The organism is Streptomyces sp. NPDC001606 (assembly GCF_053596835.1).
In genome coordinates, this window is the sequence record NZ_JBSFHC010000012.1 from 115748 (window position 1) to 140627 (window position 24880).

Below are 24880 nucleotides of genomic sequence, written 5' to 3' on the forward strand. Positions count from 1 at the left end.
GTACGGCCTACGGCTGGGTGAGGATCATGGCGAGGGTCAGCAGGCCCAGCACCACCCAGCCGAACCACAGCCAGCCGTTGCTGCCGAGCGCGACCGTGTAGGCGGTCACGACGACGAGCCCGCCGACCGTGAGTGCCCCCATCGCCTTGGTGGAACCGCTTGTGGAACCGGGCATCGCGACACCCTCCTCATGGTCCGTACCGACCATGGTGCCCCGGCTGCGGGCGAAAGGGGATGCCCTCGGTGATTACAGTGCCCGCATGAACAGCAGGACGTCGTCGTTCGACGACCTCGACCGCAAGATCATCACCGCCCTGATGGCCAACGCCCGGACCAGTTTCGCCGAGATCGGCGCGGACATCGGGCTGTCCGCCACGGCGGTCAAGCGGCGCGTGGACCGGCTCCGGGAGACCGGGGTGATCACCGGGTTCACGGCGACGGTGAAGCCCGCGGCGCTGGGCTGGCGCACGGAGGCGTATGTCGAGGTGTACTGCGAGGGCGCGGCCCCGCCCCGGCGGATCGCCGAGGTGGTGCGCAACCACCCGGAGATCACGGCGGCGATGACCGTGACCGGCGGCGCGGACGCGCTGCTGCATGTGCGGGCGCGGGATGTGGAGCACTTCGAGGAGGTGCTGGAGCGGATCCGCGTCGAGCCGTTCATCCGGAAGACGATCAGTGTGATGGTGTTGTCCCATCTCCTCCCGGAAAGCCCGGAAGCGGGTGCCACCCATGCGGCACCGGAGTGATCCGAGCCTGCGCAGCACTCGTGCGTGCGCCCGGGGAAAGACGCAGCGATGCTGCACATCCACGCAGCTATTCATTCTTGTCGGCCGTCCACCTCGCTTTCTACCGTGGTGTCACCCCCAGTGACACACAGCAAAGCGGAGGAAACCCTCTGTGTCGGAGAGCCGTGCACAGCGCCACCGGCGCTTTCTCGTCTGCGAACCCAGACATTTCGCGGTGCAGTACGCGATCAACCCCTGGATGAATCCCGACCGGCCGGTCGACGTGGACCTCGCCCAGGAGCAGTGGCAGGAGCTGATCCGCGTCTACCGCGCCCATGGCCACACCGTGGACTCGGTGGAGCCGGTGCCCGGGCTGCCGGACATGGTGTTCGCCGCGAACGCCGCGTTCGTGGTGGGCGGCCGGGTCTTCGGCTCCCTGTTCCACGCGCCGGAGCGGCGTCCCGAGTCCACGCACTACGACACCTGGTTCAAGACGGCGGGGTACGACGTGTACCGCCCCGAGTCGGTGTCCGAGGGCGAGGGCGACCTGGTGTGGACGGGCCGGTACGTGCTCGCCGGCACCGGGTTCCGCACCACCCGTGAGGCGCACCGGGAGGCGCAGGAGTTCCTCGGCCACCCGGTGATCGGTCTGACGCTGGTGGACCCGTACTTCTACCACCTGGACACGGCGCTGTTCGTGCTGGACGACGACAACATCTGCTACTACCCGGAGGCGTTCTCCGCGGGCAGCCGGGAGGTGCTGCGGCGGCTGTACCCGGACGCGGTGCTCGCCACCCGCGAGGACGCGATGGCGTTCGGGCTGAACTCCGTCTCCGACGGCCGGAACGTCTTCATCGCGCCCCGGGCCGAGGCGCTCGCCGAACGCCTCGCCGACCACGGCTACCACCCCGTCCCCGTCGACCTGTCCGAGTTCCACAAGGCCGGCGGCGGCATCAAGTGCTGCACCCAGGAGATCCGCTGATGACCGCACCCGCCCGCACCCGTACCTCCGGCGACCTGATCCGCGCCGAGGAGCCGGTCCTCGCGCACAACTACCACCCGCTGCCCGTGGTCGTCGCCCGTGCCGAGGGCACCTGGGTGGAGGACGTCGAGGGCAACCGCTACCTCGACATGCTCGCCGGGTACTCGGCGCTGAACTTCGGCCACCGGCACCCGGCGCTGATCGAGGCCGCGCACCGCCAGCTGGACCGGCTGACGCTCACCTCGCGGGCGTTCCACAACGACCGGCTCGCCGAGTTCGCCGAGCGGCTCGCGGAGCTGACCGGCCTGGACATGGTGCTGCCGATGAACACCGGCGCCGAGGCGGTGGAGAGCGGCATCAAGGTGGCCCGCAAGTGGGCCTACGACGTGAAGGGCGTCCCGGCCGACCGGGCGACGATCGTGGTCGCGGCGGAGAACTTCCACGGCCGTACGACGACCATCGTCAGCTTCTCCACCGACGAGACGGCCCGCGCCGGCTTCGGCCCCTTCACCCCCGGCTTCCGGGTCGTGCCGTACAACGACCTGGCCGCGCTGGAGGCGGCGGTCGACGAGACCACCGCGGCGGTGCTGATCGAGCCCATCCAGGGCGAGGCCGGCGTGATCATCCCGGACGACGGCTATCTCGCCGGGGTGCGGGAGCTGACCCGGCGCGCGGGGTGCCTGTTCATCGCGGACGAGATCCAGTCGGGGCTGGGCCGCACCGGCCGTACCCTCGCCGTCGAGCACGAGGACGTCGTGCCGGACGTGCTGCTGCTCGGCAAGGCCCTGGGCGGCGGGATCGTACCGGTGTCGGCGGTGGTGGCCCGGCGCGAGGTGCTGGGGGTGCTGCACCCGGGCGAGCACGGCTCGACGTTCGGCGGCAACCCGCTGGCCGCGGCGGTCGGCACGGCCGTGGTGGAGCTGCTGGAGACCGGCGAGTACCAGCGCCGCGCCGCCGAGCTGGGTGTCGTCCTGCGCGGCGGGCTGACCGAGCTGGTCGGCAGGGGCGTGGTCGGCTTCCGCTCCCGGGGCCTGTGGGCGGGCGTGGACATCGACCCGGCCATCGGCACCGGCCGTGAGATCAGCGAGCGGCTGATGCGGGAGGGCGTCCTGGCCAAGGACACCCATGGCTCCACCGTCCGGCTGGCGCCGCCGCTGACCATCACCGCCGAGGAGCTGCGTTCCGCGCTGGCGGCCCTGGAGAAGGTTCTCGCCTGAGTAACGTCCTGGTCCTGGGACCATCAACTCCTGTCCGGCCCCTAGGACAAAGGCGGTTCACAGGAGTACCGTTCCGGCGCTCGGCAACGGGAGATCATGTGCGGCCGTAGGGGCGGCCGCGCCCCGTGCCGGAGAAGCCGGAGAAAAGTCCATGCGCGTCACTTCCGCACGGCGCAGACCGCGCCGCGGCGCGAACGGCGGCGGTAGAGCGGCATTCGCCGCCACCGCCGCCGCACTCCTGATAGCCGGGACGGGACCCGTCGCCGCGTTCGGAGCGGGCAGCGACACGGGAACCGGCCGCCATGACGTGGCGGGCGAGGAGTCCCACGAACTGATGGAGTCCATCGACTCGTTCAACGAGCCGCGGCTCTCCCCCAGCGACCAGGTCGCTCCGGGCGCCTACGCCGCCGCCTGGGCCCACATCAAGAACATGCCGGTGGCGTCCGGCAGTTGGTCGGAGGTCACCACCTCTCCGTACAACGAGGACGCCGCCCACTACCGCGACCAGTCCGCCTCCAACTCCGGTGGCGGGGCGGGCCATTCGGCGGGCCGGATCGCCGCCCTGGCCACCGACCCCGGCCACACCGGTGTGGTCTACGCGGGCGCCGCCGGCGGTGGCGTGTTCCGCTCCACCGACGACGGCAGGACCTGGACGCCGATCGCCGACCGGCTGCCCGCACTGTCCGTGGGTGCCCTCGCGGTCGCGCCCGACGGCTCGCTGTGGCTGGCCACCGGCGAGGCGACCACCGCCTCCGACAACTACCTGGGCAGCGGCGTCTACCGGCTCGCCGACCCGGTCACCGGCACCTTCGCGGAGAGCGACAAGGTCGGCGGCACCGAGCTGGACAGCAGCTCCGTGCACACCCTCACCTTCGACAAGGCGGCCGGTTACGTCTTCGCGGCCTCCTCGCACGGCGTCTTCCGGCGCCCGCTGTCGGCCGACCGGTCCAGCGCCTGGACCAAGGTCCTCGCCCCCTGCGCGGGCGTCGGGATCACCGGGGTGAGCTGCGGGGTGGACAGCCACTACGCGGACATCGCCGACGACATCGCCGTACAGCCCGGCAGCGACGGCAGGAAGCTGCTCGCAGACGTGGCCTGGCGCGGCGGCGCGGCCTACAACGGCTTCTACTACTCCGCGGACGCGGGCGTCACCTGGAAGCGCGCCAACCCGACCGGCGCGGTCAACCCCGCCGAGATCGGCAACGCGGCCTTCGCCTACTCGGCCGACGGCAGCAAGCTGTATGTCTCGATGGAGTCCCCCAAACTCCTGAACAAGTCCTCCGGCTCCGGCGTCTACTCGGTCCTCGCCGGTGTGTACGTCAGCTCCAGCGGCAACGCCGACGGCCCGTTCAAGCAGATCGCGTCGGCCTCCTCGCTGTCCGCCAGCGGTTCCGCGATGAAGGTCAACGAGATCGGCACCGGCTACCAGCCCGGCTCCCAGTCCTGGTACGACCAGGTCATCACGGTCGACCCGACCGACCCGAACCATGTCTACCTGGGCCTCGAGGAGATGTTCGAGTCCCGGGACGGCGGCGCCACCTGGAAGACGATCGGCCGGTACTGGAACTTCGGCATGCCGTGCTACTCGCCCGATCCGGCCGCGGACACCTGTGACGGCGATGTGATGCACTCCGACCAGCACGCCCTCGCCATCTCCCAGTGGCCCGGCAAGGCCCCGGAGGTCTTCGTCGGCAACGACGGCGGCGCCTACGCCCGTCCCACCGCGCAGACCACGTCCGGCTGGCGCAACCTCAACGAGTCCGGCACGCTGCGCAGCCTCCAGTACTACTCGGTGCGCGCGGGGAAGATGACCGACGGCAGCGGCGAGGCCGTCTGGGGCGGTCTCCAGGACAACGGCGTCTCGCTGCTGGCCCCCAAGGGCGCCACCTACCAGGGCGCGCAGCTCAACCCGGACGGCGAGATGGTCTCCCCGTTCGGCGGCGACGGCGGCGACCAGCTGGTCAACCCCGCCAACGGCTGCCAGACGGTCGGCGAGTACGTCGACCTGGCGCTCCAGATCACCGACAACTGCGGCTACACCGCGAGCGCCGACGGCGCCGAGGACGTCATCACGGACATCGCACCGGGCGACCCGGGGGCCCGCTTCATCGCCCCGTTCGCCGCGGACGAGACCGACCCGAACGGCCTGTGGATCGCGGGCGGCCAGTACGTGTGGGGCAACACCAGGACCTGGCAGAGCACCTCGGGCGCCGACTGGACCAGGCTGTACGACCTGGGCGCGGGCCACTCCGCCTCCGCGGTCGCCAGCCGCGGCCATGTGAGCTGGGCGGCCTGGTGCGGCCCCTGCTCGAAGGTGGACGGCACCTTCGGCCGGGGCATCGCCACCAACTACGGCGGTACCTGGCACCAGGTGAACCTGCCCGCCGACTTCCCGAACCGCTATGTCGCCGGGCTGAGCATCGACCCGTCCGACGCCTCCGGCAAGACGGTCTACGCGGTGGTCAACGGCTTCTCGCGGCACTGGAACGAGGGCCCCGGCGCCGGCTACGGCCATGTCTGGCGGACCACGGACGGCGGCGCGAGCTGGACCGACGTCAGCGGTGACGCCGCCGCCACGGACTCCTTCCCGGACGCCCCGGCCAACGCGGCGCTGGTCACCCGGGACGGCACCCTCGTGGTCGCCACCGACCTCGGTGTCTTCACCAGCACCTCGGCCGGCCACTGGTCCCGGCTGGGCACCAACCTGCCCACCTCGCCGGCGGTCTATCTGTCGCCGAGCCCGGACGGCAGCCGGATGTACGCGGCCACGCACGGCCGCGGCATCTGGAAGACGGCGATGCCGTAGGCCCCCGCTGTGACGAAGAGGCCCCGGGAATCTCCCGGGGCCTCTTGGCGTACGGCGGAAAAGGTCAGGCGGAGGCAGGCGCCGCCGGGCACAGCCAGTGCGCGGCCGCCGCCAGCAGGGTCGTCACGCCGGTCTGGATGGCCGGCCTCGGCAGGGGCGCGAAGTGCGGGGAGTGGTTGGACGGGATGTGCGAGGGCAGGCCGTTCTCCAGCAGGCCGGTGAGGGAGACGCCGGTGTAGAGGGCAGGGTCGGCGCCGCCGAAGTGCCAGAAGACGGAGGGGACGCCGAGGGCGGTGCCGAAGATGCCGAAGTCCTCGCTGCCGGTGATGGGCTGGGGCAGGGCGAGGACGCGTCCCTCGCCGAGCGCGCCGGTCAGGGCCGTCTGGACGGCGGCGGTGGCCGCGGGGTCGTTGGACAGGACCGGGAAGGACTTGAGGGGTTCGATCTGCGGGTCCTTGGGGGCGCCGGAGGCGGCGGCCTCGGCCCGCACGATCCGCTCGACCGCCGCCAGCACCCGTTCGCGCACCGCCGTGGTGGTGGAGCGGATGTTGACGGTCAGTTCGGCGGTGTCCGGGATGATGTTCTCCTTCGTACCGCTGTGGATCGAGCCGACCGTCACCACGGCGGCCTGGTTGGCGCCGATCTCGCGGGAGACGACGGTCTGCAGGCGGGTGACGACCGCCGCCGCCATGACGATCGGGTCCACGGTCAGCTCCGGGCTGGAGCCGTGTCCGCCCCGCCCGAACAGGGTGATGCGGAAGCTGTCGGAGGCCGCCATCACCGGTCCGGGGCGGGTGCCGACGACCCCGACGGGGGCGGGGGCCACATGCTGGCCGAGGCAGACGTCGGGCCGGGGAAAGCGGTCCGCGAAGCCGTCACCGACCATCACCGCGGCCCCGCCGACCTCCTCGGCGGGCTGGAACACCGCGACCACCGTGCCCCGCCAGTGGTCCCGGGCGGCGGCCAGCAGGGCGGTGGCGCCGAGCAGGCAGGTGACGTGCATGTCGTGCCCGCAGGCGTGCATCACGGGCACCTCCTCGCCGCGGGCGTCGGTGCCGGTCGCGGTGGAGGCGTACGGCAGTCCCGTCTCCTCCTTGACCGGCAGGGCGTCCATGTCGGCGCGCAGCAGGACGACCGACCCGGGGCCGTTCGCGAGGACGCCGACCACACCGGTGCCGCCGACTCCCTCGGTGACCTCCCAGCCCTGCTCGCGCAGGCGGGCGGCCACGGTCCGGGCGGTGCGGAACTCCTGGAAGGACAGCTCGGGGTGGGCGTGCAGGTCCTGGTAGAGGGCGAGCAGGCCGGGCAGGCGGTCCGGGAGTCCGGCGAGCAGGGGGGCGAGGGTCATGAGGGCTCCAGAGTGCGTGCGTCGGGAAGGAGGGCGGCCGCGCGGAACGCGTCGGCGTCCTGCGGGGTCAGCCACGCCATGACGGCGGCGGCGACCGCGCCCAGGACCAGACAGGCGAAGGCGGCCCGGAATGAGAAGGCGTCGGCGAGGACGCCCAGGACCGGCGGGGTGATCATGCCGGCGAGCTGGCCGCCGAAGACGATCACGGCGCTGCCCACGCCGACCCGACCGGGCGGCAGCGCGCGCAGCGGCACGGCGAAGATCGGCATGTAGGCGAGGGAGGCGACGGAGACGGCCACCGCGACCAGGACGAGGAAGCCGGTGAGCGAGGAGACCACGGCCAGCAGCGCCAGGGCGAGCGCGGACACCGCCATGGCGGGCACGATCACCGTGCGGTGGTGCCCGCCGAGCCGGTCGGCCAGCCGCCCGCCGGCGATCGTGGCGATGGCCGCGCCGAGCGCCGGCACGGCGGCCAGGGCGCCGATCGAGGTGAGGGAGACCCCGCGGTCGTCGTCGAGGTAGGTGGGCACCCAGGTGGTCAGGCCCCAGACGATGGTGTTGTAGCCGTACATCATCCCGGCGAAGCGCCACAGCACACCGGTGCGCAGCACCTGCCCCAGCACCTCCCGGCCGGCCGGGGCCGGGGTGCCGCCGCCGTCGAGCGGGGCCGGCAGCCACAGCCGTATCGCCACCAGGACGAGCACGCCGAGGGCGGCCGTCGAGAAGAAGGCCGAGCGCCAGCCGAAGGCGCTGATCAGCGGGGCGGCGAGGAGCGGGACCAGGACCGCGGCGAACGCGTTGGAGCTGAGGATCAGGCCGTTGGCGCCCATCCGCTGCGCGGGCGTCGTCCGCTCCACCAGCAGCGTGGTGGAGGCCGGCGGGAAGGCACCCTCGGCCATGCCGAACAGGAACCGTACGACGAGCAGCACGGCGAAGGACCGGGCGAACCCGGTGAGGGCGGTGAACACGGACCACAGCAGCAGCGCCCAGCAGGTCACCCGGCGCGCCCCGAACCGGTCGCTGAGCATGCCGCCGGGGATCTGGCAGAGGGCGTACGCGAGGAAGAACGCGGAGACCAGCAGGCCCTGCGCGCCGTGCCCGAGCCGGAACTCGTGGCCGAGCGAGGGCAGGGCGAGGTTGATCACGAGGCGGTCGGCGTAGTCGACCAGCCAGGCGGCGAAGAGCAGGGTGACGGTGGTCCGGACGGTCCGGGACACGGCACTCCTCTCGGGCTCGGATGCGGCGCGGGGCCTCACGGGTGGCTCGGGGGCGGTTCGGTACGGCCGGGAGGGCTGTGGCCCGGCGGGAAGTGCCCTTACGATCCGGCCCATGAGCGGAACACCTCGGAAATTGCCGGAAACCATCAGCGAGTCCTCTGCTCTGCCCGATTCCGGCAGCCTCCGCTTCTCCGAGCTGGATCTGGCGCTCGTCGACGCCTTGCAGACCGCGCCCCGCGCCCCCTGGTCCCGGATCGGCCGGGCGCTGGGCGTGGACGCGACCACGGCGGCCCGGCGCTGGGAGCGGCTGCGCGCGGGCGGGCTGGCCTGGATCACGGCGTACGACGCGGCGAAGACGCTCACGGTCGCCCATGTGGAGGTGCGGTGCCGGCCCCGCCGTCTGGAGTCGGTGAGCGCCGCGGTGGCCCGGCTGCCGTGGGTGTTCAGCGTGGACGAGACCGCCGGTGACTTCGATCTGTTCCTCGGGGTGGCGGCGCCCGACCTCGGCACGCTGGGCCGGGCGGTGCGCGAGGAGATCGGCGGGCTGCGCGGGGTCCGTACGATCCGCACCCTGCTGGGGATCACGCAGTACGGCGAGGGCAGCGACTGGCGCACCCGGGCGATGGGCCCGGCCGACCGTGCCGCCCTCGGCGACGCCCGGCCGCCGGCCCGCGCGCCGTACAGCGCACGCACGCACGGCGGGCCCGCGCGTGAGGACCGGGCCATGCGCGACGCGCTCGCCGAGGACGGCCGGCTCGGCTACACCGAACTGGCGGCGGTGACGGGCCTGAGCGAGCACACGGTTCGCCGCCGGCTCGGGCGCATGCTGCGGGCGGGGGACGTCACCATCCGCTGCGATCTGGCGCACCAGCTCGCCGGGCTGTCGACGACGGTCGTCTACCGCGCCCATGTGCCGCACGTCCATCTCGCCCACACCGGAAACGCCCTGGCCCGCCTCGACCAGGTGCGGATGTGCGCCTCGGTGAGCGGCCGGTACAACCTGCTCGTACTGGTGTGGCTGCACGAGCTGGGTTCGGTCGACCCGTTCGAGGCGCTGCTCGCGGACCGCTTCCCGATGCTGGAGGTGAAGGACCGCACGGTGGTGCTGCACTCGCCGAAGCGGATGGGCCGGCTGCTCGACGCCCACGGCCGGGCCGCCGGCCGGGTGCCGTTCGCGCCGCCCGAGCCGCCGCACCCGCTTGTCAGGTGACTCGACAGGGGTCAGCCTGGTCGGATACGGACCGGGCGGAGGGTGAGCCGTGTTCTACTACCTGCTCAAGTACGTGCTGCTGGGCCCCTTGCTCCGGCTGGTCTTCCGGCCCCGGATCGAGGGCCTGGAGAACGTGCCGGCGCACGGCCCGGCCATCGTCGCCGGCAACCATCTCTCCTTCTCGGACCACTTTCTGATGCCGGCGGTGCTGAAGCGGCGCATCACCTTCCTCGCCAAGGCGGAGTACTTCACCGGGCCGGGGGTGAAGGGGCGGCTGACCGCGTTCTTCTTCCGCAGCGCCGGGCAGATCCCGGTGGACCGCTCGGGCCGGGAGGCGGGCCGGGCCGCGATCCGCGAGGGGCTCGGGGTGCTCGGCAGGGGCGAGTTGCTCGGCGTCTACCCGGAGGGGACGCGCTCGCACGACGGGCGGCTCTACAAGGGCAAGGTGGGGGTCGCGGTGATGGCGCTCACGGCGGGTGTGCCGGTGGTGCCGTGCGCGATGATCGGCACCTTCGAGGCGCAGCCGCCCGGCAGGGTGGTCCCGCGGATCCGCCCGGTCACCATCCGCTTCGGCACTCCGCTGGACTTCTCCCGGTACGCCGGGATGGAGCACGAGAAGGCCGTCCTGCGGGCCGTCACCGACGAGATCATGTACGCGATCCTCACGCTGTCCGGGCAGGAGTACGTCGACGAGTACGCGGCGGTCGTCAAGGAGCGGCAGGCGGCCTCGGGCAACACCCGCAAGCTCCCGCGGCCGCCGCGGAGTTGAGCGGGGGCGGCCGGTGCGTCCGGCCGCCCCCCGTCATCGTACGAACGCGGTCACGGCTTGGGCGTGGCGTGCGGAGCGCAGGTCACGTCCGCGTCGTCCAGCGTGCCGTCGAGCAGATAGGCGTCGACGCGCTGGTTGATGCAGGGGTTGACCAGGCTGGTCACCCCGTGGGAGCCCGCGTCCCTCTCGGTGATCAGGCGGGAGCCGTCGAAGCGCTGGTGCAGTTCGACCGCGCCCTCGTACGGGGTGGCGGCGTCCCGGGTGGACTGCACGATGAGCACCGGCGGCAGGCCCTCGTGGGTGGTGACGTCGACCGGGTGGTGCTGCTTGACCGGCCAGCTGGCACAGGGCAGGTTCATCCAGGCATTGGACCAGGTCAAGAAGGGATAATCGCGGTTGAGCCGGGTGTTGTCCCGGTCCCAGGTGCGCCAGCTGGTGGGCCACTTGGCGTCGGTGCACTCGACGGCCGTGTAGACGGCGTTGCCGTTCTCCGCGGATATGTTGCCCGCGGTGTTCGTCGGGTCCGGCGCGGCGGCGGCGATCAGGGGCTGGGTGTCACCGGCGACGGCCTTGGCGAACGCGGTGGCGACCGGCACCCACGAGGAGTCGTAGTACGGGGCCTTCTGGAAGAAGGAGATCAGCTCGGCCGGGCCGACGACCCCGCCGATGGGGTTCTTCTTGGCGGTGGCGCGCAGCTGGAGCCACTGCTCCTGGACGGCGTCCCGGGTGGTGCCGAGGTGGAAGACGGCGTCGTTCGCGGCGACCCAGTCCTCCCAGTCCTTCCAGCGGCCCTCGAAGGCGATGTCCTGTTCCAGGTTGGCCTGGTACCAGATGTTCTCGCGGGAGGGGTTGACCACGCTGTCCACGATCATGCGGCGCAGATGGCCCGGGAAGAGGGTGCCGTAGACGGCGCCGAGGTAGGTGCCGTAGGAGACGCCGAGGTAGTTGAGCTTCTGCTCGCCGAGCGCGGCGCGGATGACGTCCAGGTCGCGGGCCGTGTTCGGGGTGGTCATCTGCTGGAGCATCGCGCGGCCGGTGCGGTCCAGGCAGCCGTCGGCGTAGTCGCGGGCGAGCGCGCGCTGGGCGGTCTTGTCGGCCTCGGTGTCCGGCACCGGGTCCATCTTCGGCGCCTTCACGTACTCCTGGGGATCCGCGCAGGAGATGGGCGCGGAGTGGCCGACGCCGCGCGGGTCGAAGCCGACGAAGTCATAGGCCTTGGCGACGTTCGCCCAGACGGCGTTCTTGGTGGTGACCCGGCGCGGGAAGCGCAGTCCGGAGCCGCCGGGGCCGCCGGGGTTGTAGACGAGGGCGCCCTGCCGCTCGGCCGGGGTGCCGGTGTTGCCGATGCGGTCGACGGCGAGCTGGATCTGCTCGCCGTACGGGTGGGCGTAGTCCAGCGGCACACTGACCCAGCCGCACTTGATGGGCTTCTCCAGCCCCCAGTCGGCCGGGCAGTCCTGCCAGTCGATGCCGGTCTCGGCGGCCCGGGCGGCGGCTATCGCGGCTCCCCTGGCCTCGCGGTCCTGGCTCGGCCGGCCGACGGCGCCGGCGGCGGGCGCGGAAACGGCACCGGCGATCAGCGTGGCGGTGACGAGTGCTCCGGCGGAACCGAGCGCCAGTAGACGGCTCTTCGGTCTGTTGTCCCTCAAGAGGGCCCCTCCCCCTGCATAGGCATCGCTGCGAGTTGGTCAGTCGGCGGATCCTTTCGGCTGTGAGCGGCCCGAGAACAGAGGATGCCGCTCATCTTTACCAATCCGATAAACGGATGGTCATGTCCGTTGGTGAGGGGGGGTGTTCACCGGGCCGCCTGCCGGGGGCGCGTTCAGCCGAGGGAGGCCAGCGACTCGTCCAGGACGCGCCGCAGCCGCAGTGCGTCCGGCGCCACGGCGCTGACCAGGACCGCCGGCCCGGCCAGGGGGATCAGCGCGGCGCTCTCCCCCAGCATCCGCGCCTCCACCGGGTGCTGCGCGAACTCGGGCCGTACGAACACGAGTTGGCCGACCACCCGGTGCCCGGCGAGCACCGCGGGACCGTCCCAGCCGCCCGGCGCCCCGGGTCCGCAGGACAGTTCCTGGTCGAGCACGGTACGGCCCGCCACCCGTACGGTCAGCCGGCTGGTGAGCCGGCCGGGCTGCTCCCCGGCCCGGCCGAGCACCTGCTCCTCGCGCAGCACGAGCCGGGCCCCGGCGGCGAGTTCGGCGCGGGTGGCGACATACAGGTCGCTGCCCTTCGCGGAGATCAACTGCTCGGGCAGCCAGTGCAGTTCGGCGTCGTCGGCCACCTCGAGCCGGACGTCGTAGCGGGCCTCGCCGCCGGCCTGGCCGGGCAGCGCGAGGGTGGCCGCGGCCGACCCGACGTGCAGCAGGGCGCCCGCCTCGACCCGGGCGTGCAGCTGGAACCGGTCGCCGCCGAGGGGCCCGCTCATCGCGCCGACGACCATCACCCGCGCGCCGGCGCCGCTCGCCCGGGTCCGGCGCAGCGCCAGCGGGCCCTCGCCGTCCAGGACGGGCAGCGCGGTACCGCCGCGCCCGTCGGCGCGGGCCACGATCCGCGCGCTCGCCCGTACGCCGGTGGCGGTCATGCCTTCGTCCACGCGGCGAGCCGCTCCCGGACCCAGGCGGCGACGTCGGCGACGCCCTTGTCGCTCCGCAACGACTGGAAGACCACGGGGAGTTGGGCCCGCTGCGCCGCGGCGTCGGCAGCCATCCGGGTGAGGTCGGAGCCGACGTACGGGGCGAGGTCGGTCTTGTTGACCACGAGCAGGTCGGCGGTGGTGACGCCGGGGCCGCCCTTGCGCGGGATGTCGTCGCCGCCGGCCACGTCGATGACGAAGATCTGCGCGTCCACGAGCCCCTTGGAGAAGGTGGCGGTGAGGTTGTCGCCGCCGGACTCGACCAGGATCAGGTCCAGCGGGCCGACCGCGTCCTCCAGGTCCTCGACGGCCTCCAGGTTGGCGGAGATGTCGTCGCGGATCGCGGTGTGCGGGCAGGCGCCGGTCTCGACGGCCGTGATCCGCTCGGGCGGCAGCACGGCCTCCCGCAGCAGGAACTCGGCGTCCTCACGGGTGTAGATGTCGTTGGTGACGACCGCGAGGGACAGTTCGTCGCGCAGCGCCCGGCAGAGCGCGGCGACGGTGGCGGTCTTCCCGGACCCGACGGGCCCGCCGAGCCCGATGCGCAGCGCACGGCGCGATCCGTCGGGCCGGCCCGCGTCGGCGCTGACGGCGGCGGGGCCGGAGTGGTCGTGGTCGAGGTGCATGTGCGGCTCCTTGTGCGAGTGGCCCGGTGGGGGGACGGCCACGTGTGGTCCAAGCTGGTCGGGGGCGAAGGGGCGGGATCAGGACGCGAACAGCCGCACCGGCCAGGCCGCGTGCGCCTCCGCCATGACCTCCAGCACCGGTGCCGAGGCGGCGGGCAGCGCGTCGACCCCGTCGGCGGCCACCCTGCGCGCCGCCGCCACCGCCGCGTCCGCGACGCGGTCCAGTTCCGGCGCCAGCCGGGCCAGCACCCCGGTCGCGTCGAAGGGGTCGAGGCTGAGCAGCCGGACGGTGGCCGTCGCCGGTCCGCTGACGCTCTCGTAGACCGCGCAGTACGCCGCGTCCTCGGGCGTGAGTCCGGCCGCCCGCGCGGCCAGCCCGAGCACCACCGGCTGATGGGCGCCCTTGGGGAACGCCCGGGCCAGCGCGTCGAGTTCGGCCGACGGCCAGCTCGCCCGGGCGGCCCGCAGCAGCTGCCGGCCGAGGCGGCGCGCGGCGGTCCGCAGGGCGGGGGACGGCGTACGGGCGTCCGCCGCGGCGTCCAGCTCCCCCGGGTCCGCGCCGAGTACGGCGGCGGCCGCCAGCGCGCCCGCGACCCGGCCTGCGGTGTGCAGCCGGCCCCGGCAGAAGTCCTCCAGGCTCGCGGCGCAGGTGATCCGGCCCGCCTTGACCGCGGCCTCCGCCCCGCCGGAGTGCGCGTGCCCTCCGGCGGGGAACCGGCCGTCGGCCAGGACGAGCAGTGCTGCCCTGGACATCAGAAGAGGAAGTAACGCTGGGCCATGGGCAGTTCGACGGCCGGGGTGGCCTCGACCAGCTCGCCGTCGATGTGCACGGCGAAGCTGTCGGGGTCGATCCGGACGTCCGGCCGGGCGTCGTTCTCCCGCATGTCGGCCTTGGTGACACCGCGCGTGGACTCGATCGCCGCGAACCGCTTGCCGAGCCCCAGCCGCTGCGGCAGCCCGTCCTCGATCGCCGCCGGGGAGACGAAGTTGACCGAGTTGCCGGCCGGGGCGCGGCCGATCGCGCCGTACATCGGGCGCGGCAGGATGGGCTGCGGGGTGGGGATGGAGGCGTTGGCGTCGCCCATCTGCGCGTAGGCGATCTGTCCGCCCTTGAGCACGAGGAGCGGCTTGACCCCGAAGAAGGCGGGCTCCCACAGCACCAGGTCGGCGAGTTTGCCGGTCTCCACGGAGCCGATCTCGGCGGCGAGGCCCTGGGCGAGCGCCGGGTTGATCGTGTACTTGGCGACATAGCGCCGTACCCGGTGGTTGTCGGCGCGGCCGTCGCCCGGCAGCGCGCCCCGCCGGCGCTTCATCACGTGCGCCGTCTGCCAGGTGCGCAGGACGACCTCGCCGACGCGGCCCATGGCCTGGGAGTCGGAGGAGATGATCGAGATCGCGCCGAGGTCGTGGAGGATGTCCTCCGCGCCGATGGTGGACGGCCGGATCCGGGACTCGGCGAAGGCCAGGTCCTCGGGGACCGCCGGGTTGAGGTGGTGGCACACCATCAGCATGTCGAGGTGTTCCTCGGCGGTGTTGACGGTGAACGGCCGGGTCGGGTTGGTGGAGCTGGGCAGCACGTTGGGCTGGGAGACGACCGTCATGATGTCCGGCGCGTGCCCGCCGCCGGCACCCTCGGTGTGGTACGAGTGGATGCCCCGGCCCCCGATCGCGGCGAGGGTGTCGGAGACGAAGCCCGCCTCGTTCAGCGTGTCGGTGTGGATCGCGACCTGGATGCCGGTGCGGTCGGCGACGGTGAGCGCGGCGTCGATGACGGCCGGGGTGGAGCCCCAGTCCTCGTGCAGCTTCAGGCCGACGGCGCCGCCGCGGATCTGGGAGAGCATCGCCTCGTGCGAGACGGTGTTGCCCTTGCCGAGCAGGCCGACGTTGACCGGGTAGGCCTCCATCGCCTCCAGCATCCGGGCCAGGTGCCAGGGGCCGGGGGTGACGGTGGTGGCCTTGGAGCCCTCGGCGGGTCCGGTGCCGCCGCCGACCAGGGTGGTGATGCCGGAGGCCAGCGCCTCGTCGGCGACCTGGGGACAGATGAAGTGGACGTGCGCGTCGATGGCACCGGCGGTGAGGATCCGTCCGTTGCCCGCGATGATCTCGGTCTCGGGGCCGATGACCAGGTCGGGGTGGACACCGTCCATGGTGTCCGGGTTGCCCGCCTTGCCGAGCGCGGTGATCCGGCCGTCCCGGATGCCCACGTCGGCCTTGACGACGCCCCAGTGGTCGACGACGACGGCACCGGTGATCACGGTGTCGGGGGTGCCCTCGGCGCGGGTCGCACGGGACTGGCCCATCGACTCGCGGATGACCTTGCCGCCGCCGAAGACCGCCTCGTCCCCGGAGGTGCCGGGGCCGCCGGAGCGGTCCTCCTCGATCTCGATCAGCAGGTCGGTGTCGGCGAGCCGGATGCGGTCGCCGGTGGTGGGGCCGAACAGGTCGGCGTAGGCGGCGCGGCAGATCTCAGGCATCGAGGGCACCTCCGGTCTCCCCGCGCAGCCCCGGCACCACGCGGGCGCCGGCGAGCGGGACGAGTTCGACCTCGACGGGGATGCCGGGCTCGAAGCGCACGGCGGTGCCCGCGGCGACGTTCAGCCGCTTGCCACGGGCGGCGGCACGGTCGAACTCCAGACCGGGGTTGGCCTCGGCGAAGTGGTAGTGGGAACCGACCTGGACCGGCCGGTCGGCGGCGTTGAGGACGGTCAGCGCGGTGACCTCGCGGCCCTCGTTGAAGGGCACGGGGTCGTCCGCGAACAGGATCTCTCCGGGGATCATCGCGGCCCTCAGACGATCGGCTCGTGGACGGTGACGAGCTTGGTGCCGTCCGGGAAGGTGGCCTCGACCTGGACGTCGTGGATCATCTCCGCGATGCCGTCCATGACGTCGTCCCTGGTGAGCAGCTTGCGGCCGGAGGACATCAGTTCGGCGACGGTACGGCCGTCCCGCGCGCCCTCCAGGATGTGCGACGTGATGAGGGCGACCGCCTCCGGGTGGTTGAGCCTGAGGCCGCGGGCCCTGCGCTTCTCGGCCACGTCGGCCGCCACGTGAATGAGCAGTCGCTCTTGCTCGTGCGGGGTCAGTTGCACGTCCCACCTCACAGTCCTTGCTCCGGACCGTGCGGGGTCCGGCTGCCGCAGCCACCACGACGGGGATAGGTGTAACACACAGACACATCGCAGATTCGGCGACAATCCGGGCATAAAAGCCCCTGGTGGCGTGGATCGGCAGGCTAGTTCGCCGGAGTTTCAACGACGTTAACCAGACCTTGATCACGGCATGACCGCGCGATGGACTCGCGCATACCCGCGCGACTCAGCGCATGCCCGGCCTCCGGTGCTCGGCCGCGAGGCCGAACCGCTGCTGTTCACGCACGGCGGAACCGGCCTCCTGGACCCCCGACACCGTGCTGACGACCTGCTCCTCGGCCGGCTCGTCGAGCGCGTCGAGCCGCGCCAGATCGGCGGCCGAGACCAGGGCGACCAGCGGCTTTCCATGCCGGGTGACCACGACGCGCTCACCGCCGTACACCACGCGGTTGATCAGGTCGGCCAGCTCGGCCCTGGCTTGCGTCACCGGAATCTCATAGGCCATGGGCCCATTCTAACGTCACGTACATCCTGTACATTTTTTACAGACCGAGGTTCTCGCTCCGAGGAGGGGTGTGCTCATGTCCCGACCGTTCGCCCGCCATGTCCTGCCCGAGTTCACCGAGCGCACGGGCAGTACCGTGCGCACGCTCGATCCGTACGCGAAGCTCTTCGAGGACCGGGTGGTGTTCCTCGGCACGCCGCTCGACGAGGCGGCCGCCAACGACGTGACGGCGCAGTTCATGTATCTGGAACACGCCGCGCCCGACCGGGACATCACGCTGTACGTCAACTCCCCCGGCGGCACCTTCGCGGCGCTGACCGCGGTCTACGACACGATGCAGTACGTCAGTTGCGACGTGGCGACCTACTGCCTGGGCCAGGCCGCCTCCTACGCCGCGGTCCTGCTCGCGGCCGGCGCCCCGGGCAAGCGGTTCACCCTGCCGGGCGCCCGCATGGTGATCGACCAGCCGCGGCTGCCCGAGCCCGTGCGGGGCCGGCCCAGCGACCTGGTCATCCAGGCCGAGGAGCTGGCCCGCACCCGGGCTCTGCTGGAGGAGATGCTGGTACGGCACACCGGGCGCACGGCGGAGCAGGTGCACCGGGACCTGGAGCGGGACCTGGTGCTGGACGCCCACGGGGCGCTGGCCTACGGCCTGGTGGACGGCATCGTGCCCGGCCGGCGTGGCGCGCTCGCCGGCCCGGACGCGGGGTGAACCCGCGATGCTGCCACCGGAACTGCCGCCGCTGCCCGCGCTGACCCGCGCCGAGGGCGAGTTGATCGACCGTTACCTGGAGTCCGTCGATCTGCTCGGCCGGATCAATCCCGCGCGCGCCGGGAACACCTACCACGGGCTGCGCGCGGCGCAGGCGCTGGTGCGCAAGGCCACCGAGCTGCGGGACGCGCTGGACCTGATGCACCGTCGGGGTGAGACGGAGCTGCACGGGCACACGCTGGCACGGGCCTTGCGGGTGCTGGACGGCGAGCGCCGTACCGCGCGCGTCGCGCTCCCGTCCGACGGCGCCGGCTGACCGGACGCGGCGGCGGTCCGACCGGTCCCGGACGTCGACACGCGGCGTTCGGGGCGGACGGGAAACGGTCCGAACGATGTACGGCCGACCGGTGTATATCCGGCGCCGTTTCCGGTCCGCACGAGTTGCGCACGAACCATGTTTGAGCCTCATCCGGAACCACTGCGTCCCAGGTCCGGGGCTACGTCCGGGATCTGACGGCGGCTCGAACGGAACACTGTCCACCCGAACGGGTGAGTGGTGAGTAACGCCACAAATCCTCGATTTCATTGGGATTTTCGGACAGCGGTAAGCCAAGATCCCTGTCTGACGACAAGCCCCCGCCACCGCGGCGGGGCGGTCCGGGCGGACGCCGAGTCCTGCCGCCACCCGGATGACCGGTCGACAGGAGTGGATCGGCAGGAGTGGAGGACCCAAGCAAGACGGGTCGCCGACGCGGACGTTCGTCGCGGACGAACGGGCGTGCCGAGCAACCCTTGGGGTGAAGCCGCAGCGATGCGGCCGGGCAACTTCGCCAGCCCGAATCCGACAGGTCATCCTTCACAGGCGGCTGACGAAGGGTTGCGCATGACTGCGCTCAATCGTGTCCCGTCGCTCATGGCCCGGGCCGGTACGGCCTCGGCTCTCACCCTCGCCGCCGTGGGCGGCTCGATCGCGGTGCCGGGCCTGTCCGCCGACGCCTCGGCGGCGACCCTGGCCTCGAAGGCGCTCCAGGTCGCGGCCTCCAAGAAGGGCGCCCCCTACCAGTGGGGGGCCACCGGACCGCGCCGGTTCGACTGCTCGGGTCTGACGCTCTACTCGTTCAAGAAGGCCGGCAAGACCCTGCCGCGCACCGCCGCCGGGCAGTACAACAAGACGCACCACATCTCGGCCCGCAACCGCAGGGCGGGCGACCTGGTGTTCTTCCACTCGGGTTCCAGCGTCTACCACGTCGGCATCTACGCCGGCCACGGCAACATCTGGCACGCCCCGAAGTCCGGCGACGTGGTCAGGCTCCAGAAGATCTGGACCCGGAGCGTCTGGTACGGCCGGGTCAGCTGACCCGGCACCGGCTGTGGAGCGGCCTCGGGCCCGTGGCCGCTCCGCACGCCGTCAGCGCCGGATGTCGGCGCGACGGGCCGCCGCCGGGCGCTGCGCCGCCGTCGGTACCGGCTCGGCGGGGACGGCCCAGGGGAGTTCGATCGAGACCGTCTTGCCGCCCTCCCGGGTGGGCCGGACACGGAGCCGGCCTCCGCACTCCGCGGTGAGCCAGCGGATGATGACCATGCCGCGGCCGTTGTCCTGCTGCACGGCAGCGGGCAGTCTCTTCGGAAAGCGCGGATGGCTGTCCGTGACCCCGATGCGCAGCTGCTCGTCACGGTCCAGCGCGAGGTCGACCGTGAAGGTGGGTGACTGCCCGAAGGTGTGCTGCACGGCGTTGGTGGCGAGTTCGGAGACGATGAGCCGTACCGTGTCGGCGATGTCGGCGTCCGAGGGGAGGCCCCACTCCGCGAGCGTGCCCACGACATAGGAGCGGGCGGCGGAGACCGAGGCGGGATCGCTCGGCAGAGTGACGGATGCTTCCAGATGGTCTGCCATGGCGACGTCGTCCCTTTCCCACGGGACCGGTGTCCGGCATGGAGCGGCCGGTTCGAGTACGGTCCCGGACTGGTGCTTGCCCGTCAGACTGCCATCACCCGGCCGGTCACGGGGGGCGATCCACCGAGATATGCATATATCTGTCGCTCGAAGCGGTGAACTCTGCGACGCGAGACCGTATTCCAGCGGCAGGGAGGCGAGCAGACGGAGTAAGGAGCAGCCCATGCAGAACGGTCCGGCGGTGCGGCGCCGCAAACTGGGCGACGAACTGCGTACGCTGCGTACCGGAGCCGGGCTCACGAGCGGTGAGGCGGCCCGGCTGGTCGGCTGGCACCAGTCGAAAGTGAGCCGTATCGAGACCGGCGCCAGCGGCGTGAAACCGGCCGATCTGCGGTTACTGCTCGACGCCTACGGCGTCCACGACGGCCAACTGCGCGAGATGCTGATGATGTTGGCGGGGTCCGAGGACACGGGCGGCCGGAACCGCTGGTGGCACGCGTACCGCGGGGTGATCCCGCCCACCTATCGCGACTTCATCAGCCTGGAGTCGCAGGCGAGCGCGATGCGCACCCTGGAGACCACGGTCGTGCCCGGGCTGCTCCAGACGGCCGAGTACGCCCGCGCGGTGACCCGGGCCGCCGTGAAGGACCTGGACGAGGAGCGCCTGGACGCGCTGGTGGAGGTGCGGCTGGCCCGCCAGGACGTCCTGCGTTCCGACCCGCCGCTGGCCCTGAGCGCCGTACTGGACGAGGCGGTGCTGCGCCGCGAGGTCGGCGGTCCCGAGGTGATGGCCCGGCAGCTTCAGCGGCTGGCCGAGGCGGCCCGGCTGCCCCAAGTGCGGCTCCAGGTGCTGCCCTTCGACGCCGGAGCACATATCGGCCTCACCGGGCCTTTCGTTATCTTCTCATTTCCGAGCACTTCTGATCTAGATGTAGTTGTTCTCGACCAATTGACGAGTAGCCTCTACCTGGAACGGAAAGAAGACCTCATGGCTTACTCGGAGGCCTTCACCACCCTTCAGTTCCACGCCCTTTCCCCCGAGGACTCGTTGGACTACCTCGCCCAGATAGGCGACGGCGCGTAGGGAGGCACCATGACCGCACTGCCTCGGAACGTCCCTGCCAGTACCGACCTGCACGACGTGCACTGGCTGCGCAGCAGCTACAGCACGGGAGCCAACAACTGCGTGGAGACGGCCCGGCCGCGCTCCGGCCCACCGGCCGGGCTGCTCGCCGTGCGCGACTCGAAGGCCCCGGGCGGGCCCGCGCTGCTCTTCTCGCCCCAGACCTGGGCCGGGTTCGTCACCGCTCTCTGATCAGATCCGATCACCGACCGACACCACTGACCGCTGTTTGTGCGAAGCACGGCCGTGTCACGCCGACTCATGGTCGCGTTTCGTCGATCACCCGTACCGCGCGTTCGATCTCTGCCCCGGAGAGGTCCGCGCGAGCGGTCAGCCGCAGCCGTGACACGCCGTCGGGCACGGAAGGAGGACGGAAGCAGCCCACGGCCAGCCCCGCCGTACGGCAGTCGGCAGCCCAGCGCACCGCCTGCTCCGGGGACGGAGCCCGCACGGAGACCACCGCGGCGTCCGGACGCACCGCTTCCAGCCCCGCGGCGGTCAGCCGTGCGTGCAGCTCCGCCGCGACCTCGCGAGCCCGGGCCGCCCGCCCGGGCTCGCGGCGCAGCAGCCGCAGTGCCGCGAGCGCCGCGCCCACCGCGGAGGGCGCCAGCCCGGTGTCGAAGATGAAGGTCCGGGCCGCGTTGACCAGATGGTCGATGACCCGTGCCGGGCCCAGCACGACCCCGCCCTGACTGCCCAGCGACTTGGACAGGGTGGCCGTGACCACCACGTCCTCCGCCCCGGCGAGCCCCGCCGCGTACGGCGCGCCCCGGCCGCCGTCGCCCAGCACTCCCAGGCCGTGGGCGTCGTCCACCACCAGTCCGGCGCCGTGCTCCCGGCAGGCCTCGGCCAGCGCGGCCAGCGGCGCCCGGTCCCCGTCGACCGAGAACACCGTGTCGGAGACGACGATCGCCGGGCCCGCGTGCCCGGCGAGCGCCTTGCGCACCGCGTCCGGGTCGGCGTGCCCGACCACCTGGCGCTCGCCGCGGGCGAGCCGGCAGCCGTCGATGAGCGAGGCGTGGTTGCCCGCGTCGGAGACGATCAGCGAGCCGTACGGGCCGAGCGCGGTGACCGCGGCCAGGTTGGCCGCGTACCCGGAGGAGAAGACCAGGGCCGCCTCGAATCCGCAGAAGTCGGCCAGTTCGCATTCCAGCTCGGCGTGCAGCTCGGTGCTGCCGGTGACCAGCCGGGACCCGGTGGAACCGCCGCCCCAGGTGCGCGCGGCCGCGGCCGCGCCCTCGGCGGTCTCGGGGTGGTGGGCGAGGCCCAGGTAGTCGTTGCTGGCCAGGTCCAGCAGCGGTGACTCGGCGGGGCGCGGGCGCAGGGTGCGTACGAGTCCGGCGCGGCGACGCGCCTCGGCCTGCTCGTCGATCCAGCCGAACGCCATGGGTCCTCCGGTGCTTTTGTAGGTAGCGGACAGACCCTAGCGGCACGACGGGCAGCGCGAGGTGTGGCAATACCCACACGGTGAACTGTCAGCGTTGTGCAAACTCTCCTTGGCCGGGAGCGGGTCCGTAGGACAGGATCGGATCTCATGGACCTGCTGAACACGCTGGTGGACAAGGGGCTTCGGCGCGAGCTGCCGACCCGCGAGGAAGCGCTCGCCGTGCTGGCGACCTCGGACGACGAGTTGCTCGACGTGGTGGCCGCGGCCGGGAAGGTGCGCCGGCACTGGTTCGGGCGCCGGGTGAAGCTCAACTATCTGGTGAACCTGAAGTCGGGGCTGTGCCCGGAGGACTGCTCCTACTGCTCCCAGCGGCTGGGCTCCAAGGCCGACATCCTGAAGTACACCTGGCTCAAGCCGGACGAGGCGTCCCAGGCGGCCGCGGCGGGGCTCGCGGGCGGCGCCAAGCGGGTCTGTCTGGTGGCCAGCGGGCGCGGGCCGACCGACCGGGACGTGGACCGGGTCTCGCAGACCATCAAGACGATCAAGGAGCAGAACGAGGGCGTCGAGGTGTGCGCCTGCCTCGGGCTGCTCTCCGACGGCCAGGCCGAGCGACTGCGTGAGGCGGGCGCGGACGCCTACAACCACAACCTGAACACGTCCGAGGGGACGTACGGGGACATCACCACCACCCACACGTACGCCGACCGGGTGGACACGGTGAACAAGGCGCACGCGGCCGGGCTGTCCGCCTGCTCCGGGCTGATCGCGGGCATGGGCGAGAGCGACGAGGACCTGGTGGACGTGGTCTTCTCGCTGCGCGAGCTGGACCCGGACTCGGTGCCGGTCAACTTCCTGATCCCGTTCGAGGGCACCCCGCTGGCCAAGGAGTGGAACCTCACCCCGCAGCGCTGTCTGCGGATTCTGGCGATGGTCCGGTTCGTCTGCCCGGACGTCGAGGTGCGCATCGCCGGCGGCCGCGAGGTCCATCTGCGCACGATGCAGCCGCTCGCGCTGCACCTGGCCAACTCGATCTTCCTCGGCGACTACCTGACCAGTGAGGGCCAGGCGGGCAAGGCCGACCTGGAGATGATCGCGGACGCCGGGTTCGAGGTCGAGGGCACCGACCAGGTGACGCTGCCGGAGCACCGGGCCGAGGCCGCCGGGGGCTGCGGCTCGGTGTGCGGCTCGCACGAGAGCGCCGGCTGCGGCTCGCACGAGGGTTCCGGGTGCGGTGCGCACGAGGCCGGCGCCGGTTGCGGTACGGCGGAGACGCCCGCGGCGGCGAACGAGCCGCGCCCCGATCTGGTCGCCGTCCGCCGCCGGGGCGCCGGAACGGACCTCGCGCCCAATGCCTGAGCTGCCCGGCCTGGCCGTGTCCGAGCTGCTGGAGCTGGACCGCCGGCACGTCTGGCACCCGTACGGCCCGATGCCCGGACGGACCGAACCGCTCGTCGTGGAGTCGGCGAGCGGGGTCCGGCTGCGGCTCGCGGACGGCTCGGGCGAGCTGGTCGACGGCATGTCCTCGTGGTGGTCGGCCATCCACGGCTACAACCACCCGGTGCTCAACGAGGCGGTGCGCGACCAGCTGGGCCGGATGAGCCATGTGATGTTCGGCGGGCTCACCCACGAGCCCGCCGTCCGGCTCGCCAAGCTCCTTGTCGACATGTCACCCGAGGGCCTGGAGCATGTCTTCCTGGCCGACTCCGGGTCGGTGTCGGTCGAGGTCGCGGTGAAGATGTGCCTCCAGTACTGGCGTTCGCTCGGCCGGCCCGGCAAGCAGCGGCTGCTGACCTGGCGGGGCGGCTACCACGGGGACACCTGGAGCCCGATGTCGGTGTGCGACCCCGAGGGCGGGATGCACCAGCTGTGGTCCGGTGTCCTGCCCCGCCAGGTGTTCGCGGACGTACCGCCCGCGGAGTACGACGAGTCGTACGCCGACCGGCTGCGCGAGCTGATCGCCCGTCACGCCGACGAGACCGCCGCGGTCATCGTGGAGCCGGTGGTGCAGGGCGCGGGCGGAATGCGGTTCCACTCCCCCGCGTACCTCCGGGTGCTGCGCGAGGCGTGCGACGCGCACGACGTGCTGCTCGTCTTCGACGAGATCGCCACCGGCTTCGGCCGCACGGGCGCGCTGTTCGCGGCGGACCACGCGGGTGTCAGCCCCGATGTGATGTGCGTGGGCAAGGCACTGACCGGCGGTTATCTGACGCTGGCGGCGACGCTGTGCTCCGCCCGGGTGGCCGACGGCATCTCGCGCGGCGAGGTCCCGGTGCTGGCGCACGGCCCGACGTTCATGGGCAACCCGCTGGCGGCGGCGGTGGCCTGTGCCTCCCTGGAGCTGCTGCTCGGGCAGGACTGGCAGACGGAGGTCAAGCGGATCGAGGCGGGCCTGCGCGAGGGCCTCGCCGCGGCGGCGGGGCTGCCCGGGGTGCGGGACGTCCGCGTCCTCGGCGCCATCGGTGTGGTCCAGCTGGACCACGAGGTGGACATGGCCGCCGCCACCGCGGCCGCCGTCCGGGAGGGCGTGTGGCTGCGCCCCTTCCGGGACCTGGTCTACACGATGCCGCCGTACGTCACCTCGGACGAGGATCTGGCACGGATCACGCGCGCGGTGTGCGCCGCGGCGCGGGAGGGATGA

At 72.3% G+C, this 24880-nt stretch carries 26 protein-coding genes and 1 riboswitch; of the genes, 13 read left to right on the forward strand and 13 right to left on the reverse strand.

Annotated elements, in window-relative coordinates; all coding sequences use genetic code 11:
• Positions 1–7: 7 nt before the first annotated feature.
• Positions 8–175, reverse strand: a complete 168-nt coding sequence (locus ACWCV9_RS22205; protein ID WP_450788870.1) for a hypothetical protein — start codon at positions 173–175, stop codon at positions 8–10.
• 85 nt (positions 176–260) lie between these two features.
• Between ACWCV9_RS22205 and ACWCV9_RS22210 the strand changes: the two genes are divergently transcribed.
• The 4 genes from ACWCV9_RS22210 (at position 261) to ACWCV9_RS22225 (ending at position 5730) form a co-directional block, all read left to right on the forward strand.
• Entirely contained in the window at positions 261–746 is a 486-nt protein-coding gene (locus ACWCV9_RS22210; RefSeq protein WP_385844279.1) for an Lrp/AsnC family transcriptional regulator, read from the forward strand.
• 151 nt (positions 747–897) lie between these two features.
• The gene (gene ddaH / locus ACWCV9_RS22215) at positions 898–1707 is read left to right on the forward strand and encodes a dimethylargininase (protein ID WP_450788873.1); all 810 of its coding nucleotides are present in this window, start codon (positions 898–900) and stop codon (positions 1705–1707) included.
• Positions 1707–2924: an ornithine--oxo-acid transaminase gene (rocD, locus tag ACWCV9_RS22220; RefSeq protein WP_385844276.1), complete on the forward strand. Its 1218-nt coding sequence runs from the start codon at positions 1707–1709 to the stop codon at positions 2922–2924. Before ddaH ends, rocD begins: the two co-directional genes overlap by 1 nt.
• A gap of 151 nt (positions 2925–3075) precedes the next feature.
• A complete protein-coding gene (locus ACWCV9_RS22225; RefSeq protein WP_450788875.1) occupies positions 3076–5730 on the forward strand; it encodes a WD40/YVTN/BNR-like repeat-containing protein in 2655 nt (884 codons plus the stop codon).
• Positions 5731–5794: 64 nt separating this feature from the next.
• Here the strand turns inward: ACWCV9_RS22225 and ACWCV9_RS22230 are convergent, their stop codons facing one another.
• The gene (locus tag ACWCV9_RS22230; RefSeq protein WP_450788877.1) at positions 5795–7078 is read right to left on the reverse strand and encodes an amidohydrolase; all 1284 of its coding nucleotides are present in this window, start codon (positions 7076–7078) and stop codon (positions 5795–5797) included.
• Positions 7075–8295, reverse strand: coding sequence for an MFS transporter (locus ACWCV9_RS22235; RefSeq protein ID WP_450788879.1), 1221 nt, complete (start codon positions 8293–8295; stop codon positions 7075–7077). The genes ACWCV9_RS22230 and ACWCV9_RS22235 overlap by 4 nt, the downstream gene beginning before the upstream one ends.
• Positions 8296–8407: 112 nt before the next feature.
• Here ACWCV9_RS22235 and ACWCV9_RS22240 point away from each other — a divergent pair, with 112 nt between their 5' ends.
• Both ACWCV9_RS22240 and ACWCV9_RS22245 read left to right on the forward strand, forming a co-directional pair.
• On the forward strand, positions 8408–9505 hold the full coding sequence (locus ACWCV9_RS22240; RefSeq protein WP_450788881.1) for an Lrp/AsnC family transcriptional regulator: 1098 nt from the start codon (positions 8408–8410) through the stop codon (positions 9503–9505).
• A 49-nt stretch (positions 9506–9554) separates the two neighbouring features.
• Positions 9555–10274: a lysophospholipid acyltransferase family protein gene (locus ACWCV9_RS22245; RefSeq protein ID WP_450788883.1), complete on the forward strand. Its 720-nt coding sequence runs from the start codon at positions 9555–9557 to the stop codon at positions 10272–10274.
• Positions 10275–10324: 50 nt separating this feature from the next.
• On the opposite strand, the gene ACWCV9_RS22250 is transcribed toward ACWCV9_RS22245, so the two are convergent.
• The 8 genes from ACWCV9_RS22250 to ACWCV9_RS22285 form a co-directional block, all read right to left on the reverse strand.
• Complete coding sequence (locus ACWCV9_RS22250; protein ID WP_450788885.1) at positions 10325–11923, reverse strand: alpha/beta hydrolase; 1599 nt, start codon at positions 11921–11923, stop codon at positions 10325–10327.
• A gap of 173 nt (positions 11924–12096) precedes the next feature.
• Complete coding sequence (locus ACWCV9_RS22255; protein WP_450788886.1) at positions 12097–12855, reverse strand: urease accessory protein UreD; 759 nt, start codon at positions 12853–12855, stop codon at positions 12097–12099.
• Positions 12852–13532 carry an urease accessory protein UreG gene (gene ureG, locus ACWCV9_RS22260; protein WP_450788887.1) on the reverse strand — a complete coding sequence of 227 codons (681 nt, stop codon included), beginning with the start codon at positions 13530–13532 and terminating at the stop codon, positions 12852–12854. The genes ACWCV9_RS22255 and ureG overlap by 4 nt, the downstream gene beginning before the upstream one ends.
• Positions 13533–13610: 78 nt before the next feature.
• Positions 13611–14285 carry an urease accessory protein UreF gene (locus ACWCV9_RS22265; RefSeq protein ID WP_450788889.1) on the reverse strand — a complete coding sequence of 225 codons (675 nt, stop codon included), beginning with the start codon at positions 14283–14285 and terminating at the stop codon, positions 13611–13613.
• Positions 14285–16006 (reverse strand): urease subunit alpha, encoded by a 1722-nt coding sequence (locus ACWCV9_RS22270; protein ID WP_450788890.1) that lies wholly within the window; start codon positions 16004–16006, stop codon positions 14285–14287. The genes ACWCV9_RS22265 and ACWCV9_RS22270 overlap by 1 nt, the downstream gene beginning before the upstream one ends.
• A complete protein-coding gene (locus tag ACWCV9_RS22275; RefSeq protein WP_450788891.1) occupies positions 15999–16310 on the reverse strand; it encodes an urease subunit beta in 312 nt (103 codons plus the stop codon). Before ACWCV9_RS22275 ends, ACWCV9_RS22270 begins: the two co-directional genes overlap by 8 nt.
• Before the next feature lie 8 nt (positions 16311–16318).
• Entirely contained in the window at positions 16319–16621 is a 303-nt protein-coding gene (locus tag ACWCV9_RS22280; RefSeq protein ID WP_385844260.1) for an urease subunit gamma, read from the reverse strand.
• Positions 16622–16847: 226 nt separating this feature from the next.
• Positions 16848–17126, reverse strand: a complete 279-nt coding sequence (locus ACWCV9_RS22285) for a type II toxin-antitoxin system Phd/YefM family antitoxin (protein WP_450788893.1) — start codon at positions 17124–17126, stop codon at positions 16848–16850.
• A gap of 76 nt (positions 17127–17202) precedes the next feature.
• On the opposite strand from ACWCV9_RS22285, the gene ACWCV9_RS22290 reads away from it, so the two are divergent.
• The 3 genes from ACWCV9_RS22290 (at position 17203) to ACWCV9_RS22300 (ending at position 19195) form a co-directional block, all read left to right on the forward strand.
• On the forward strand, positions 17203–17838 hold the full coding sequence (locus ACWCV9_RS22290; RefSeq protein WP_450788894.1) for an ATP-dependent Clp protease proteolytic subunit: 636 nt from the start codon (positions 17203–17205) through the stop codon (positions 17836–17838).
• Positions 17839–17845: 7 nt separating this feature from the next.
• Complete coding sequence (locus ACWCV9_RS22295; protein WP_450788896.1) at positions 17846–18154, forward strand: hypothetical protein; 309 nt, start codon at positions 17846–17848, stop codon at positions 18152–18154.
• Between the two features lie 418 nt (positions 18155–18572).
• A riboswitch (cyclic di-AMP (ydaO/yuaA leader) is annotated at positions 18573–18718 on the forward strand.
• A 3-nt stretch (positions 18719–18721) separates the two neighbouring features.
• Positions 18722–19195: a C40 family peptidase gene (locus ACWCV9_RS22300; protein ID WP_450788897.1), complete on the forward strand. Its 474-nt coding sequence runs from the start codon at positions 18722–18724 to the stop codon at positions 19193–19195.
• Between the two features lie 51 nt (positions 19196–19246).
• On the opposite strand, the gene ACWCV9_RS22305 is transcribed toward ACWCV9_RS22300, so the two are convergent.
• Positions 19247–19732 (reverse strand): ATP-binding protein, encoded by a 486-nt coding sequence (locus tag ACWCV9_RS22305; RefSeq protein WP_450788899.1) that lies wholly within the window; start codon positions 19730–19732, stop codon positions 19247–19249.
• A 223-nt stretch (positions 19733–19955) separates the two neighbouring features.
• On the opposite strand from ACWCV9_RS22305, the gene ACWCV9_RS22310 reads away from it, so the two are divergent.
• Complete coding sequence (locus ACWCV9_RS22310) at positions 19956–20816, forward strand: helix-turn-helix domain-containing protein (protein ID WP_450788901.1); 861 nt, start codon at positions 19956–19958, stop codon at positions 20814–20816.
• A gap of 9 nt (positions 20817–20825) precedes the next feature.
• The gene (locus ACWCV9_RS22315; protein WP_450788903.1) at positions 20826–21047 is read left to right on the forward strand and encodes a DUF397 domain-containing protein; all 222 of its coding nucleotides are present in this window, start codon (positions 20826–20828) and stop codon (positions 21045–21047) included.
• 67 nt (positions 21048–21114) lie between these two features.
• On the opposite strand, the gene ACWCV9_RS22320 is transcribed toward ACWCV9_RS22315, so the two are convergent.
• The gene (locus ACWCV9_RS22320; protein ID WP_450788905.1) at positions 21115–22242 is read right to left on the reverse strand and encodes an 8-amino-7-oxononanoate synthase; all 1128 of its coding nucleotides are present in this window, start codon (positions 22240–22242) and stop codon (positions 21115–21117) included.
• Between the two features lie 147 nt (positions 22243–22389).
• Here ACWCV9_RS22320 and bioB point away from each other — a divergent pair, with 147 nt between their 5' ends.
• Entirely contained in the window at positions 22390–23598 is a 1209-nt protein-coding gene (gene bioB / locus ACWCV9_RS22325; RefSeq protein ID WP_450788906.1) for a biotin synthase BioB, read from the forward strand.
• A complete protein-coding gene (locus ACWCV9_RS22330; protein WP_450788908.1) occupies positions 23591–24880 on the forward strand; it encodes an adenosylmethionine--8-amino-7-oxononanoate transaminase in 1290 nt (429 codons plus the stop codon). The genes bioB and ACWCV9_RS22330 overlap by 8 nt, the downstream gene beginning before the upstream one ends.